The 15,724-nt window shown below is 60.7% G+C and carries 11 protein-coding genes, 3 tRNA genes and 1 pseudogene; 2 read left to right on the top strand and 13 right to left on the bottom strand.

The features are described from left to right. Positions 1-427: 427 nt before the first annotated feature. The 5 genes from VF684_RS19710 to astB all read right to left on the bottom strand — a co-directional run bounded on the left by VF684_RS19710 (position 428) and on the right by astB (position 2,777). A complete protein-coding gene (locus tag VF684_RS19710; RefSeq protein ID WP_040069073.1) occupies positions 428-718 on the bottom strand; it encodes a hypothetical protein in 291 nt (96 codons plus the stop codon). A 142-nt stretch (positions 719-860) separates the two neighbouring features. Further along, positions 861-945 (bottom strand) — tRNA-Tyr (locus tag VF684_RS19705). Between the two features lie 44 nt (positions 946-989). Beyond that, a tRNA-Tyr gene (locus VF684_RS19700) sits at positions 990-1,074 on the bottom strand. 39 nt (positions 1,075-1,113) lie between these two features. Beyond that, positions 1,114-1,198 (bottom strand) — tRNA-Tyr (locus tag VF684_RS19695). Positions 1,199-1,439: 241 nt separating this feature from the next. Next, positions 1,440-2,777 carry an N-succinylarginine dihydrolase gene (gene astB, locus VF684_RS19690; RefSeq protein WP_100653219.1) on the bottom strand — a complete coding sequence of 446 codons (1,338 nt, stop codon included), beginning with the start codon at positions 2,775-2,777 and terminating at the stop codon, positions 1,440-1,442. Positions 2,778-3,132: 355 nt separating this feature from the next. On the opposite strand from astB, the gene topA reads away from it, so the two are divergent. Both topA and VF684_RS19680 read left to right on the top strand, forming a co-directional pair. Continuing rightward, a complete protein-coding gene (topA, locus tag VF684_RS19685; protein WP_100653220.1) occupies positions 3,133-5,754 on the top strand; it encodes a type I DNA topoisomerase in 2,622 nt (873 codons plus the stop codon). A gap of 108 nt (positions 5,755-5,862) precedes the next feature. After that, the gene (locus tag VF684_RS19680; protein WP_005334891.1) at positions 5,863-6,027 is read left to right on the top strand and encodes a hypothetical protein; all 165 of its coding nucleotides are present in this window, start codon (positions 5,863-5,865) and stop codon (positions 6,025-6,027) included. A gap of 16 nt (positions 6,028-6,043) precedes the next feature. Here the strand turns inward: VF684_RS19680 and VF684_RS19675 are convergent, their stop codons facing one another. The 8 genes and pseudogenes from VF684_RS19675 to VF684_RS19640 all read right to left on the bottom strand — a co-directional run bounded on the left by VF684_RS19675 (position 6,044) and on the right by VF684_RS19640 (position 15,724). Beyond that, a complete protein-coding gene (locus VF684_RS19675; RefSeq protein WP_019446729.1) occupies positions 6,044-6,400 on the bottom strand; it encodes an MGMT family protein in 357 nt (118 codons plus the stop codon). 66 nt (positions 6,401-6,466) lie between these two features. Next, on the bottom strand, positions 6,467-8,020 hold the full coding sequence (locus tag VF684_RS19670) for a methyl-accepting chemotaxis protein (RefSeq protein WP_204381343.1): 1,554 nt from the start codon (positions 8,018-8,020) through the stop codon (positions 6,467-6,469). A gap of 213 nt (positions 8,021-8,233) precedes the next feature. Next, entirely contained in the window at positions 8,234-10,099 is a 1,866-nt protein-coding gene (locus VF684_RS19665) for a beta-N-acetylhexosaminidase (protein WP_204381342.1), read from the bottom strand. After that, a pseudogene (locus VF684_RS19660) lies at positions 10,084-10,955 on the bottom strand (BadF/BadG/BcrA/BcrD ATPase family protein). Before VF684_RS19660 ends, VF684_RS19665 begins: the two are co-directional and overlap by 16 nt. Further along, entirely contained in the window at positions 10,948-12,669 is a 1,722-nt protein-coding gene (locus tag VF684_RS19655) for a glycoside hydrolase family 9 protein (RefSeq protein WP_376899909.1), read from the bottom strand. The pseudogene VF684_RS19660 and the gene VF684_RS19655 overlap by 8 nt, the downstream one beginning before the upstream one ends. Positions 12,670-12,783: 114 nt before the next feature. Then, entirely contained in the window at positions 12,784-13,776 is a 993-nt protein-coding gene (locus VF684_RS19650; RefSeq protein WP_005353824.1) for an ABC transporter ATP-binding protein, read from the bottom strand. 11 nt (positions 13,777-13,787) lie between these two features. Continuing rightward, positions 13,788-14,807 (bottom strand): ABC transporter ATP-binding protein, encoded by a 1,020-nt coding sequence (locus VF684_RS19645; protein WP_042054504.1) that lies wholly within the window; start codon positions 14,805-14,807, stop codon positions 13,788-13,790. Further along, a complete protein-coding gene (locus tag VF684_RS19640) occupies positions 14,804-15,724 on the bottom strand; it encodes an ABC transporter permease (RefSeq protein ID WP_139408021.1) in 921 nt (306 codons plus the stop codon). Before VF684_RS19640 ends, VF684_RS19645 begins: the two co-directional genes overlap by 4 nt.

The raw sequence follows: 15,724 nt of genomic DNA, 5'->3' as shown, positions 1-15,724 counted from the left end.
CTAATTCTTCCCGAGATTGCAGACTCAAGAACTCAGACAAACCAGCCATAACTGCTCCCATTGATACCTATGCAATTCTGATACTATCACCGTGTATAGAATCGTGTATATGGTTTTTTTAGGGTGGGTAACTGGTTGATTTTATTGGTTTTGCTGTGTTTAGATTCGGATTGCAAATCAGGACGATGCCACCTGATGGCATCGTAGTGGTTGAGTTGCGGTGCAAGATGCCCTCCGAGAGGAGGCTCAATGCAGCACGACCCGATGACGGCATATCCGGGCCTATCTACAGAAGATGCGCCGGATATTCGGGGTGCGAGATTGTACTCGCCCCCACGTCATCATGCAATTTGGCAGGAATATCATGCGAATGGAAAATCAGCTTTTGGGGAATCTTTGATGGTGGGTTAGCGATAGTTGCTGATGTTCAATTATCCAGTGCGAGTTGAAAATCGGGAAACTGTTCGCTCATAAAATTGCGGGGGCTGTGGCCATTGCCTGCAGTGGCCAGCCACTCCCAATCCAGTTTTGGCGAGCCCGCTTTGAAGCGCTGATAGGCAACGCCCTGATGAATGGTCAGAAAGAGGGTCGTGGGGAGTCCCAGCTTGTTGCTGTAGCGCACCATCAGATCACCCTGATAGTCGTTGCTGATTCTGACTTTGAGCGCCTGCAATGTCAGACCGGTGGCGTGACCATGCTCGTCCCAGACTTCAAACATGATGTGAACACTCTGATGTCGATGATGCCACGATGAGCAAGATGGGATGCAATTGCAACTGTCAGATCTGACAATGCCGAAAAAGTGTGAGGGGGATAGCAGAAAGCGAAAACCCGGCGCGAGGCCGGGTTTTCTTGAATGATGGTGGAGGGAGAAGGATTCGAACCTTCGAAGGCAGAGCCGTCAGATTTACAGTCTGATCCCTTTGGCCGCTCGGGAACCCCTCCACAGGGGCAAAGCAAATTGTATTCAGCCATTGCAATCGGGGAAATGGTGGAGGGAGAAGGATTCGAACCTTCGAAGGCAGAGCCGTCAGATTTACAGTCTGATCCCTTTGGCCGCTCGGGAACCCCTCCACGGGGTATTTCCTGATTGTCACTACTTTTGCACTTGAATGGTGGAGGGAGAAGGATTCGAACCTTCGAAGGCAGAGCCGTCAGATTTACAGTCTGATCCCTTTGGCCGCTCGGGAACCCCTCCCCAAGTGCGAGGCGCATACTATCAGATCCAGAGGCTTTGTGAACCCCTTGATGAGGCATCTGGCAGTAAAAAATGACTGTTCGTCGATTTTTTGATACATCCAGCTCAAAATTCAAGCTTATCAGCAAGTTGTGCGCTGCTTTTCTGCACAAAACAGCATCCGTGCAAGCTGGCGAGTGCGCTGAAGATGAGGCAGATAGCAGAAGACCGCCAGCGTTGGCGGTCTTGCCTGGCATCACATCTAGCGCTGGAACGGGTAGATCGACCCCAGTTTCAGGATCTGGGTCAGTTCGTCCAGTGCGCTGCGGGACTCCTGCACCAGTGCCGGATCCCGCAGGTCATCGAGGGTCAGGCGGTCGCGGTAGTGGCGATCGACCCAGCCATCGAGGCGGGCAAACTGGCTGTCGTTGATGAGGCAGGCCGGATTGACCGCGGCGAGTTCCTGATCGTTCATGGCAACCCGCAGTCGCAGGCAGGCCGGGCCGCCACCATTACGCATGCTCTGTTTCACATCCATATAGTGGACCGCCTTGATCGGAGTCTCCTGCGTCAGCAGCTTGCCAAGATAGGCCGACACCGCCGGATTATCGCGGCACTCGGTGGGGGCGATAATGGCCATCTCGCCGCTCGGCAGGGTGAGGATCTGGGTGTTGAACAGATAGGATTTTACCGCATCCAGCACGGATACCTCGGCGGTCGGCACTTCGATAAAGTGCAAATTCCCCTCGCCAAACTTGCCGCGGATCTCGGTCAGTACCGCTTCGGTGTTGAGGAACGCTTGCTGGTGGAAGAAGAGCACGTTCTGGTTGCCCACCGCGATCACGTCGTTATGGAATACCCCCTGATCGATCACCTCCGGGTTTTGCTGAATAAACACCACGCTCTCCTCGCCAAGGCCATGCAGGCGGGCGATGGCCTGGCTTGCTTCCAGAGTCTGGCGGGCCGGGTAGCGCTTCGGCGCCGGGCGGGAGTAGTCAAAGGCGCTGCGGCCATAGACAAACAGCTCGACCCCCGCCTCGCCATAGGCACGGCAGAGGCGGGTGTGGTTGGCCGCCCCCTCGTCGCCGAAGTGGTCATTCTCCGGCAGATGGAGGTGGTGGCTGAAGTGGCGATCATTATTGAACACGGCGCGCAGGATACGGCCCGTGACGTCGGGCTCCAGAGAGCGGTGAAACTTGTTGGTCAGGTTGGCGGGGGTGAAGTGAATGCGGCCATCCTGGGTATCGGCACTGGGAGAGACGGTGGCGGCATTGGCGGTCCACATACTGGAGGCTGAATAGCAGGCAGCCAGTACGGCAGGAGCCTGCTTGGCGGCCTGTTCCAGCACCCGGGCATCGTTGCCGGTGAAGCCTAGGCGGCGCAGGGTGGCGAGATCGGGACGCTCTTGTGGCGCCAGTACCCCCTGGGTCATGCCAAGCTCGGTCAGCGCCTTCATCTTGCGCAGCCCCTGCTTGGCGGCCTCTTTCGGATTTGAAGCCTCCTGGGCATTGCTCTGGGAGGCAACGTTGCCGTAGGAGAGGCCAGCATAGTTATGAGTCGGGCCGACCAGACCGTCGAAATTGACCTCGAAGTGCTTCATTGAGTACATCCTTTCGATTTTTATGATGGGTAGCGGTTCCTTCCGCGCGCAATGCGTCGGGGTTGGGCCATTATAAAGAGATTTTATGTTTTTGTAACAAGCCGGTAACCAGCAGACGTTTTTATGTCGTTTCAGATATAAAAAGAGGGGCGGTATGGCAGAAAATTGAAAAAGCGGTTGCGTCCGGCCTGTTGCCTTCGCATTAATAAATAAAGAAGCAATAAAAGAAGCCGTGTGGTTCGGGCTGGTCAGGCAAATTTGCTCACAAGATTGCTTTTTCGCGCCAAATCTCTTATACAGCCCCACAAAACCGCACACCAACCCCGTCGGGTGCAATGAGGATAATAGTTACAGCATGGGCAAATCACTGGTCATAGTGGAGTCTCCGGCCAAGGCCAAGACGATCAACAAATATCTGGGCAAGGACTACGTGGTGAAATCCAGCGTTGGTCATGTTCGCGATCTGCCCACCAGCGGCAGCGCCAGCACCGAGCCCAAGAAACCTGTCATTCGCGGCATCAAGTTGAGCGAATCCGAGAAGGCTGCCAAGGATCGCAAGGCCCTGTTTGCCCGGATGGGTATCAATCCGACCGCTGGCTGGCAGGCTAACTACCAGATTTTGCCCGGCAAGGAGAAGGTGGTCAGCGAGTTGCAAAGTCTGGCCGAGAAAGCCGACACCATCTATCTCGCAACCGACTTGGATAGAGAAGGAGAGGCGATCGCCTGGCACCTGCGCGAGATCATCGGTGGCGACGACAGCCGCTACAAGCGCGTGGTGTTCAACGAGATCACCAAGAGCGCCATCAAGGAGGCGTTTGCCCAGCCGTCCGAACTCAATATTGACCGCGTCAATGCCCAGCAGGCCCGTCGTTTCCTCGACCGCGTGGTGGGTTACATGGTTTCCCCGCTGCTGTGGAAAAAGCTGGCTCGCGGTCTCTCCGCCGGTCGGGTGCAGTCCGTTGCGGTGCGTCTCATCGTCGATAAAGAGCGCGAAATCAAGGCGTTCGTTCCGGTCGAATTCTGGGATCTCAATGCCGACCTGCTGACCGCCGACAAGAGCGATCTGCGGATGGAAGTGGTCAGCCGCAATGGTGCCGACTTCAAGCCGGTGACCCAGGCCGAGACCTTTGCCGCTGTCGCAGCCCTGGAAGGGGTCGACTACAAGGTGGTGAACCGGGAAGACAAGCCGACCGGCTCCAAACCGTCCGCGCCGTTTATCACCTCCACCCTGCAGCAGGCGGCCTCTACCCGTCTGAGCTTCGGGGTCAAGAAAACCATGATGATGGCCCAGCGTCTCTATGAAGCGGGTTACATCACCTATATGCGTACCGACTCCACCAACCTCAGCAAAGAGGCGGTTGAGGCGGTGCGTGAATATATAGGCGAGCAGTATGGCGCGGCCTATCTGCCAGCCGAGCCGAATCTGTATGGCGCCAAGGCCAATGCTCAGGAAGCACACGAGGCGATCCGTCCCTCCAACGTACAGGTGACTGCCGAGATGCTGGAAGGGATGGAGCCGGATGCCATGCGTCTGTACGATCTCATCTGGCGTCAGTTCGTTGCCTGCCAGATGACCCCGGCTCAGTACGACTCTTCTACCCTGACCGTCAAGGCGGGTGAGTTCGAGCTCAAGGCTCGTGGCCGTACCCTGCGCTTCGCCGGTTGGACCAAGGCCCTGCCGCCGATGGGTCGCAAGGGCGAAGATAGCCAGCTGCCGGCGGTGACCGTGGGCGAGGTGCTGAAGCTGATCAAGCTGGATCCGCGCCAGCACTTCACCAAGCCGCCTGCCCGTTTCACCGAAGCCGCGCTGGTGCGCGAGCTGGAAAAACGCGGCATCGGCCGTCCGTCTACCTACGCCTCCATCATCTCCACTATCGTTGATCGCGGATATGTGCGGGTCGAGAGCCGCCGTTTCTTCGCCGAGAAGATGGGCGAGATTGTCACCGATCGTCTGGTGGAGAACTTCGTCGAGCTGATGAACTACGAGTTCACCGCCAAGATGGAAGACAAGCTCGATGGCATCGCCGAAGGGAGCCTTGAGTGGAAGAAGGTGCTGGACGCCTTCTACGCCGAGTTTACCCAGGAGCTGGAGAAGGCCGACAAGGCGCCCGAAGAGGGCGGCATGCGTGCCAATCAGATGGTGATGACCGACATCGACTGCCCGGATTGCGGCCGCAAGATGGGGATTCGTACCGCCACCACCGGCGTGTTCCTCGGCTGCTCCGGCTATGCCCTGCCGCCGAAAGAGCGCTGCAAGAAGACCATCAACCTGGTCTCTGCCGACGAGTTTGTCTCCGCCACTGACGGTGAAGAGGCGGAAACCGAAGCGCTGCGCGCCAAGCACCGCTGCGGCGTCTGTGGTACAGCGATGGATGCCTATATCATCGACGACAGCCGCAAGCTGCACGTCTGTGGTCGAAACCCGGATTGCGATGGCTACGAAATCGAGAAGGGCCAGTTCAAGCTCAAGGGCTACGAAGGGCCGAGCATCGAGTGTGACCGTTGCGGAGCCGAGATGCAGCTCAAGAACGGCCGTTTCGGCAAGTACATGGGTTGTACCAACGAGACCTGCAAGAACACCCGCAAGATCCTGAAAAACGGTGATATCGCGCCACCGAAGGAGGATCCGGTGCCGCTGCCAGAGCTCAAGTGCACCCAGTCCGATGCTCACTTTGTGCTGCGTGACGGGGCTGCCGGTCTGTTTCTGGCGGCCAGCAACTTCCCCAAATCCCGCGAGACCCGCGCGCCGCTGGTGGAAGAGCTCAAGCGCTTCAAGGATCGCATCTCCGCCAAGCACAAGTATCTGGCTGGTGCCCCGCTCACTGATCCGGACGGCAACCCCGCCATCGTGCGCTTCAGTCGCAAGACCAAGGAGCAGTACGTTATGAGCGAGGTCAACGGCAAGGCGACCGGTTGGACCGCTCACTACGACAACGGTACCTGGCAAGAGAGTTTGCCAAAGGCTAAAAAAGCGTGATGAAAAGAGGCCCCGACAAGGGGCCTCTTTGCTTATGGATAGCGGTATACTGAGACAGCTGCAAGGAGTGCAGCTGTCATCAATCGCGAAGTAGACAAGGAGGTTGAGATGGAGATTAACGAGATCCGGCCGGGCATGAGCTGCATGACTCGGGAAGGGGCGGCCTATGTGCTGGAAGTTGACCGGCAGAGCCTGCTGGTGCTGCTGCAGCGAGCGGATGAGACCATACCGGTGCAGGTGCGCAGCGACGAGATCCTAGCGCCGCTGGAGTGATCCGGCGGTGATCCCCTCAAAACGGCAGTAGAAAAAGCAGCTCGGCCAGATCGGGCTGCCATTGCCACTCCTTCATTCTGACCCGCCCCCCGATCACCACGACCCCCTCCTGCTGCAGGCGTCCCGTCTGTTCGGCAAAGCCTGGCGATCCTTTCGGTAACGAGATAGTGCCCGCAGCGCCCAGCACCCGATGCCACGGCAGTACCTTGTCGGTTTCCCGCAGCACCTTGCCCACCAGTCTTGCCCGTCCGGGCAGCCCGGCCAGATCGGCCACCTGACCATAGCTGACCACCCGGCCTGCCGGGATCAGGGCGATGATCGCTTCGATACGGGCCGTTTTGTTCAATGGGGATGGACTTGGTTCAATGCTCATAAACCCGATTCGTCAAAAACAACAGAAGCGCCATTGTGGCGCTTCTGTCATGGGGCTGGCAATGATTCAGCCGAAGGTCTGGCTAAGCCCCTTCAGTTGCTTGGCCCGTTCCAGCAGGGCCTGACTTGAGTGATCGACATCCAGCATCTTCTGACTGTTGGCGTGGGAGTACTCGGAGATCTGGTGGATGCTGCGGCTGATCTCCTCCACGACCGCTTGTTGCTGCTCTGCAGCGGTGGCTATCTGGGTGGAGTGTTCGGTGACCAGCTCTATCTCTGCCAGCACGGTATGGAGGCTGCTGGCGCCCTGGCGGGTCATCTCGGCACATGCGCGGGTCTGTTGCAGGTTCTCCTGCATCATCCCCTTCCAGCGTCCCAGAGTGTGCTGGATCTGCTTGATGCTGACCTGGATCTGCTCGGTCGCCTTGTGGGTGCGGGTCGATAGAGTTCGCACCTCGTCTGCGACCACCGCAAAACCACGGCCCTGCTCCCCGGCGCGAGCCGCTTCGATGGCGGCGTTGAGGGCGAGCAGGTTAGTCTGCTCGGCGATGCCCTGGATCTCGCCCATGACACTGCCAATCCGTTCGGATTCGCTGGCGAGCTCCACTGCCGAGTTGAACGCCAGCTCAGCCTGTTTGGCGAGCTGTTCGATCTGCTGCTCGGTCTGGTTCAACTGCTGGTTGGTTTGTTCACAACGATTGCGAGCTTCGTTGACCTGACCGTTGGAGTCCTGAATGTTGCGGGCGATCTCGTGAGCTGTGTTGGCCATCTGAGTCATAGCCGTAGCCATCTGCTGGGTCTGGGCATCTTGCTCGTTGATATCGAGACAGGCTTGATGAGAGGCCTGCTTCAGATTGATGGCCAGGGTTTGCAGAGGTGCCGTGGCATCGTTGATCCGTCCCAACACGGTTCGGATGCGGGCTTGAAGCATCTTGATATGAAAATCGGCAATGGCGCCGGGGTTGTCACCGGAGTAGACCAGCCGGGTCAGACTGTCATATTCACGGCCCAGTTTCTGCAGATAGTGGGGCAGGGCAAAGAGCTCGCGCCAGTAGGCTCCGCCAATAAGCAACAGGGGCAGCAGCATCAGCAGGACGGTCATGGCCCCTTGACTGGCGAAGGTCCAGCCCATCAGGCCGAGCAGCAGCAGGGTAATGGCCGGGGTGCGTACTTTGGCAAGAGAGGGGAGGTTGCTGCTGTTGCCGCGCTCGGCCTTGAGCAGTGCCTGGTAGGTCTGAGCGGCGATGCGCTTGAATTGGGGTTCGGGCTTGCAGCGTACCGACTGGTAGCCGCTGATCCTGTTGCCTTCATAGATGGGGGTCACATAGGCATCTACCCAGTAGTAACGGCCATCCTTGCAGCGGTTTTTTACCATACCGCGCCAGGGTTTGCCCTCCTTGAGGCGGGCCCAGAGATCGGCGAAGGCGGCCTTGGGCATGTCGGGGTGGCGTACCAGATTGTGGTTGTGTCCCACCAGTTCATCGACCGTGTAGCCTGCGATGTCGCAAAAGGCCGGGTTGGCGTAGGTGATCACCCCGCGCAGGTCAGTGGTGGAGACCAGTTGTACGTCGGCAGGAAACTCCACTTCGCTATCTAGGGTATGGACGTCTCTGCGGGCCATAGGAATACGCTCCGATGTTCTTGTTGATAATGTTGTCGTTGTTATTGTGGCAGATCTGGAGGTGGCCGCAGGCTCGCGCCAGCAGGAGGCAGACCAGCTTCATTGGGGGCTGGATTTTGCCAATAATGGCGGATGAATGGTAGGGGGGAAGTTGATGTTTTGTTGGCTAATCGTAAAAAAGGCGGCCAATTGGCCGCCAAAGTAGAGACAACATTACCTCTGTGGCATCCGGTAGCGCACCTGCAACTGATCGAGGATCTGCAGCTGACCCGGCAGGCGGGCGGCGAAGTGCTCCCAGCCCTTGTGGGCGGGATCGCTCCAGGCCACCTCGGCCGTGGCCAGCATACGCGGGAACAACATGTAGTCGAGACGATCACGGCTGGTGATCAATTCTGACCACAAGGGGCTCAGCACCCCGAGGATGTTATCGTTGGCATGGAAATCGGCTGGGGCAGGATCGCAAGCATAAACCTGCTCCAGATTGAGGGTACCCGCCCAGTAGAGGCCGGGTTCATGAATATCGGCGCTCCAGGCGAGATCGAGATAGAGGAACTGGGCGGGCGCCATCACCACCGGATAACCGGCCGCGGCAGCATCCAGCCCCGCCTGAAAGCTGGTCCAGGCACAGATGGCCGCTTTGCGGCTCACCTTGTCGCCATGCAGGATCTCCTCCCAGCCGATCATCTGTTTGCCTCTGGCGGCCAGATAGCGCTGACAATGGCGCAGCAGATGGCCCTGCAGTTCACGGCAGTCGGCGTAGCCCTGTTCGACCATCAGCTGCTGGCAGGCGGGGCTGTCGGTCCAGACCCCGGTCGGCACCTCGTCACCCCCCATGTGGATCTGCGGGCCGGGGAAGAGTTCGCACACCTCGTCCAGCACCGCCTCCAGAAAGCGGTAGGTGCCGGGCAGGGCGGGGTTGAGCACGTTGTCATCGAAATGCTGAACCGAGCGGTAGCGGGAGTGATCCGCCGTTTCGATCAGCAACTCGGGCAGCGCCTTGATGGCGGCGTGGCAGTGGCCCGGAATGTCGATCTCGGGAATGACGGTGATGCCGAGCTCACTGGCATAGCTCACCAGCTCCTTCACCTCGCTCTGGGTGTAGTAGCCGCCATAGGGTTCGGCACCGCCGCTGAGCTGGGGGTCGATCGCCAGATCGTGGCCGCGCCAGGCACCCACGTCTGTCAGTGCCGGGAAGGCCTTTATCTCGAGTCGCCACCCCTCGTCATCGGTCAGGTGCCAGTGGAAGCGGTTGAACTTGTAGAGGCTCATCAGTTTGAGCAGGCGCTTGATGGTTGCCGGGGCGTGGAAGTGGCGGGCGCAATCGAGAAAAATGCCGCGAAAGCCAAAGCGCGGGGCATCCTCCAGCGTGACGCAGGGCAGGCTCTCCCCATGTTGCAGATACCACTGGGCTAGCGTCACCAGCCCATGACGCCAGCCCGTCTCGTCGGCGGCGGCAATCACCACCTCCTGCGGCGTAATGGTGAGTTGGTAGGCTTCGGGTGCCAGTTTGGCCTCGGTCAGCCGGATTTCAGCGTCGTGATCCTGCTCCAGCGCCAGCGACGTCAGCTCGTTGAAGTGGGCCAGCAATTTCGGCACATCACGGGGAGCGCTGACATGAGCCCGCTCGGCCAGCCGGAAGTTCCCCTCCAGCAGCACCAGATGGGCCGGTTGCGGCACGATTCCGGGCAGAGGCTCGATATCCGGCAGATCTGGGCGGGCTACCGGTGGGTTCTCCAGTCCGAGATCCTGCGTCGCCAGCGTCACCGGCAGCAGTTGGGCACCCGTGGTCGCCTCCGGCAGGCTGAGAAAAAAGCCCTGCGGCATGTCGGAGAGCTTCTTGATGGGCGTCTGGCGGCAGCAAAAGCGCAGCTCGCAGCTGCCAGTTTTTGGGACAATCACCTTGTAGCTGCCGCTTTGGCGCTCCAGCTCGCCCCCTTGCAAGGAGTCGGGGTCGATATGGCGAGCCAGACAGAAGTGCAGCTTCCACCGGGTATCCGGCATGCGGGATAGGGTGAAGGTGAACCAGACATCCTCGCCGTCACGTCGGGCGACCTGGGTGTGGATCAGGGGTGTAGACATGGAAAATCCTCTGATTGGGCAAACAGGATGGCGCCATCGAGCGCATCTGCCTGGGGGGGGATCAAGTTGAGCTGGCCGAGACGGGGAGCGAGGCGGGTGCCAATCCCCCCAGCAGGGCGATCTGTCTGGCACCCAGCTGGGTCATTCCCTCCAGCAGGATCCGCAGCTGTTCGCAGGTTTCGTCCAGCAGCTGATTGGCGAGCTCGTCGCCATCGCTGGCTGCATCGAATACCCAGGGGGCAAAGTGGCCATAGTCCGCCGGAATGGCGCGGGCGGCCCAGCGAACCACCTCGGCCTGATCCCGCTTGAAGCGATCCATCAGGCGGATGGCGAGGGTGCTGGGGGGCAGAATGCCGTCGTGGCAGAGCAGGGATTGCTGGATGGCGCGCAGCCCCAGCCAGGCGCCGCTGCCTATGTCTGAAATGGGGAAGCCGCGGCCGGAGCAGGTGCGGATCTGCCCCTCCTGATAGACAAGCCCCACCGAGCCGGTGCCGGCGATCAGAATGGCCCCCTCACGGCCACCAAAGGCACCGAGGCAGGCACCGAAGGCATCGGAGGTGAGCCTGACGCTGGCAAAGGGGAAGGGCATCTCTAGCAGGGCGTGATAGCAGTCGGCCAGCTCGGCGGAGGCGAGCGCCAGCCCGACCCCCATCTGCTGTTCGCTCTCGATAGCGATCCCGGCGGCAAGGCGGGCGCTGGCGATGGCGGCCAGCACATTGGCGTGGGCATGGGGGATGCCCAGCTCCAGATTGGAGCCGGCCGCGCGCCCCTCTCCGAGCAGTTTGCCCGCCCGATCCCGAATGCGGGCGCGGGTGTGGGTGCCCCCGCCATCGACGCCGACCCAGAACTCAATCATGGCGACCTCCATTTCCCTGCGCATTCAGCCAGGTGATGGCCAGGGAAAACCAGGCGGCGTGGGGGATCCACTGCTCGCCCCAGCGCCAGTTCTGATCCAGCCGATCCTTGTACTCCTCCGGAATAAAAGCCACGTCGTTTTCGTCATCAAACCCGGCGGTGATGCCGTTGCAGATTCCCCCCTGCGCACTGGGATACCCTGCGGTATAGGCGGGGTTGTTGATGCCGTGGCCCGCCAGCATGCAGGCGTTGAAGGGGTTCTGCCCGAGGATCCAGTCGAGTTGGCGCTGACCGTAAGTGATGAGCGGCTGGCTCTGGCGGGGGAAGTGGCGGGCGCCAGCAAAGGCCATGGCCGCCAACGATGCGAGGCGGGCATTCTCCCCCTGCCACCAGTAACCGGATTCGTTATTGTGGGGCATAAAGAAGCTGACACGCGGCGCTTCATCCACCCCTTTCACATATTGGCGGGCGAGGGAGAAGGGGTTGCCCGCGCGGGCGCAGAGCGCCAGCTCGGCGGCCAGCGCCTGCTCCACAACGGTTTGTACCCTAGCCTTGTATTCCTGATCCGGCTCTACGTCCAGATATTCCAGCAGCGCCAGCACCGGCAGACCCGCCTCAGCGGCGTGGTAGTAGGGGCGCGAGCCATCCTCGTTGGCCGACCAGTAGTGACCCAGCTCAGGATGAGGGCGCTGGCGGGCACAGAGCTTGCTGGCACGGGCTCTCGCCTCATTCAGCCACTCGTTGCCGAAAGTGCGGGTCAGCTCCACCGCCGCGAGCAGGGCGCAGTAATCGTCGATGATGTTCTCGACCCCGTCATCAAGGTAGGCAAGGTTGTGTTCACGCAGATGCAGGTAGCCGCGTTTGGCGGCCTCGGCGTAGCGGCTGGCATCGAAGTCGCCACTGACGCTCTCGCGGGCGGCGCGGGCCAGCGCGGCGATAGCTATGCCGCCCCCTTGGCGGAAACCCGCCTGCCAGTTGGCGGATTTGAGCCCCTGCTGGGTGGCATAGGCGCACAGCTCGCGCTGGGCGGGATCCTTGCTCCACTTGTCGAACAGGGTCATGTAGAAGAAGCCCGACTCATCCTGCATCCGGCAGAGGAAATCGGCGCCGTGCAGCGCCTCGTCATTGAGCCGCTTGCAGAGGTTCACCCCGTCGATATCGCGGCGTGGGGCCAGCAGTTCCCGGCACTTGAGCAGGGCCCACACCACCATGGGGGTCTGCTGGGGGTTGAGGTAGTTGGCGTAGGAGAGGTGGCTCAGGTACTTGCTCATGTCGCCGCTGGCATCGAACCAACCGCCGTGCACATCTTTGTGCTGGTCGGTGCCAAACAGGCGGGCGTTGCGGTCGGCCCGATCGAAGGTGCCGCTGGCGCGCTGCCCCTTGAAGTAGTGGATAACATCGGAGAGGCAGCGGCTGGCCAGCAGATCCTGGCCGATGGCAAAACGGGTCGAACGGACAATGCCTTGGGCAGTGATCGCCTCCAGCCGATAGTGGCCGGGCTCCTTGAAGGCGGAGAAGTCGGCACGCCAGTAAGCGCGGCCCTGCCAGCCGGGGACGCTGCCAGCCGGTTGCAGCGGGGTTTCAAACAGGATCTGGCCATCGTCGAGGCGTTGCAGCCTGACATAGCCGCCGAGATCAGGGGCGGGGGAGGTTTGCAACAGGGCGACCTTGTGTCCGTCGCACTCGTAGCCCACCTGATTGATCAAGAGTTCCATCAAGGTATTACTCCTGTGGTTCACCGCCGGGCGGTGAGGCACATCACGGGGCTGTGGCCGCCCCGTATCGAGGCATGGCCGGACGGGGTTGTCCGGCCGGTATCGGGTTCACCTTCACTCGTAGAGGTAGCAGCGCACGAAGTGGTTGTCGGCAAGCTTGGTGATGGGGGGCAGCGCCTCCTTGCAGCGGGGCATCGCCTGATTGCAACGCCCGGCAAAGGGGCAACCGCAGGATTCCGGCGTCCAGAGCGGGATCTCCCCCTTGCGGCCTCCTTCCAGCTCGGCGTGGATGCTTTTCTCCGGGTCGGGCACAGCCGAGATGAGCAGCTGGGTGTAGGGGTGCTGCGGGTGGTGCAGGATCTCGTCCACCTCGCCCCACTCCACCATGTGCCCTACATACATCACCGCCAGATCTTCCGCCACATAGCGGGCGGTGGCGATGTCGTGGGTGATGTAGAGCATGGAGACGCCGAGCTCATTCTTCATCTGCTCCATCAAGTTGAGGATGCCGATGCGAATGGAGACGTCGAGCATGGATGTGGGTTCGTCCGCCAGCACAACCTCCGCCTCCACCGCCAGATTGCGGGCGATGTTGACCCGCTGGCGCTGGCCGCCGGAGAGCTGGTGCGGATACTTGGCCGCCGTCGCTTTGGCGGGGGTCAGGCCGACCTTTTCCAGCAGGGCGTAGACCATGTCGGGCAGCTCTTTTTTGTCGATCACCTTGCTGTGCAGCAGCAGGGGACGGGCGATGTGGTGATAGATGGTGTGGGTCGGGTTGAGCGAACCGAACGGATCTTGCCACACCATCTGCACGCTCTGGCGATAGTCCAGCAGGGCGGTGCCCTTGTTGAACTCCTCCAGATCGTGGCCGCGATAGAGAATGCGCCCGGCACTGAGCTTGTACATCTTGGCGATGATCTTGGCGATGGTGCTCTTGCCGGAGCCCGACTCCCCGACCACCGCCAGGGCGCGGCCCCGGTGCAGGTTGAAGGTGATGTCGGAGAGCGCCCGCATCTTGCCACTCTTGATGGCATTGGAGTTGATGGGGAAGTCCTTGTAGAGGTGCTGGACTTCGATGATGGGTGCATCGGTTTTGGCGATTTGCATGACAGACATCCTTAACAGCCAGCGGCCTTGTCCAGATAGATCACGGAATCTTGTTGCAGTCCCTGCTCCTCATAGAGGTGGCAGGCGGTCTGTTGCCCGGGGCGGATCTCGGCCAATCTGGTGTACTCCTGACGGCAGCGATCGTGCACCTTGCCGCAGCGGGCCTGAAAGCGGCAGCCGACCGGCACCTCCAGTAGGTTGAGCGGGGTGCCCGGGATCCCCTCCAGCACCTTCTTCGGTCCGTGCAGGGGCGGGAAGGAGTTGCCGAGCCCTCTGGTATAGGGGTGTAGCGGTGCGGTCAGGATCGCCTTGGAGGGGGCGACCTCCACCAGTTCACCGGCATACATGATGCCGATGCGATCGCAGAACTCCACCATCAGGGAGAGGTCGTGGGTGATGAACAGAATGGAGAAGTTGAACTTCTCTTTCAGGGCATAGACCTTCTGCAGGATCTCCCGCTGTACCACCACATCGAGCGCCGTGGTCGGCTCATCCATGATGAGCAGCTCAGGGTTGAGCGCCATGGCGATGGCAATCACCAGCCGCTGGCGCATGCCGCCGGAGAACTGGTGCGGGTAATCCTTGAGCCGGCTCGGGTGGATATCGACGATGGTGAGCAGCTCCTGGGCGCGCTTGATCGCCTCGTAACGGGTCAGGCCGGGGTTGTGGGCCAGCAGCACGTCGCAGAACTGCTCCTCCATCCGCAGCACAGGGTTCAGGGCGTTCATGGCGGACTGGAACACCACCGACACCTGTTGCCAGCGATAGGAGCGCAGCCGCTCATCGTTGTAGTGGAGGATGTTCTCCCCCTTGAACAGGATCTCGCCACCGCTGATGTAGGCGGGCGGCTTGTGCAGCCGGGCCACCGAGAAGGCGACGGTGGACTTGCCGCAACCCGACTCACCGGCGAGGCCGAAGATCTCGCCCTGTCTGATATCGAAGCTCACCGAGTTGACGGCGCGCACGTCGCCATTTTCGGTGATGTAGTCGACGCAAAGATTGCGTACTGACAGCAGGGGATGCTTGTTCATGCTGTCTTCTCCTGTGCTGTGGCAACCGGTGTGGTGACCGGTGTGGCCAGTTTCTTCCAGCGGTTGAGCCCTTTGTGGGAGCGCAGCTGCGGGTTGGCAATCTCGTCGATGGCGAAGTTGAGCAGGGCCAGACCGGCACCCAGGGTGGCGATGGCAAAGCAGGGGGCCAGGATCTCCCACCAGGCGCCGACCAGAATGGCGCTGGAGGTCTGGGCGTTGTAGAGCATGATGCCCCAGCTCACCACGGTCGGGTCGCCAAGCCCCAGGAACTCCAGGGTCGCTTCGGTGACGATGGCGTAAATGATGGAGCCGATGAAGCTCACCCCGATGATGGAGATGAGGTTGGGCAGGATCTCCACCAGAATGATGCGCCAGGCCGGCTCGCCCAGCACTTCTGCGGCGATGACGAACTCCTTCTCGCGCAGGGCCAGAGTCTGGGCGCGGATGACCCGCGCGCCATAGGCCCAGGAGGTCAACCCTATTATCACGGCAATTACCGCCGGTGACGCCTCCCCGATAAAGCTCGCCAGCACCAGTAGCAAGGGGAGGTTGGGGATCACCAGTACCACGTTCATCAGGAAGGTGAGGCACTCATCCACCAGACCCCCGAAGTAACCGGCGGTGATGCCAATGGCGACGGCCAGGGTGCAGACCAACAGACCGGCACTGAAGCCCACCAGCAGCGAGATACGGGCGCCGTTGGTGAACTGGGCCCAGATGTCGTGGCCCATGCGGGTTGAACCCATCACGAACTCGGCACTGGGCGGCTGGTGCGGGCGAGCCACCCGTTTGGTCGGCTCGTTGCTGGCCAGAATGGGGGCAAAGAGGGCCATCAGTACGAAGGCAACCACGATGGCGAGGCCACAGGCAGCCTTCTTGTTGCCCAGCAGGATTTTGAGAATGGTCGGCATACGCAT

This window comes from Aeromonas sp. Lyrl_2, from assembly GCF_051948815.1.
GTDB lineage: Bacteria > Pseudomonadota > Gammaproteobacteria > Enterobacterales > Aeromonadaceae > Aeromonas > Aeromonas veronii.
This window is presented reverse-complemented; position numbering and strand designations above follow the sequence as displayed.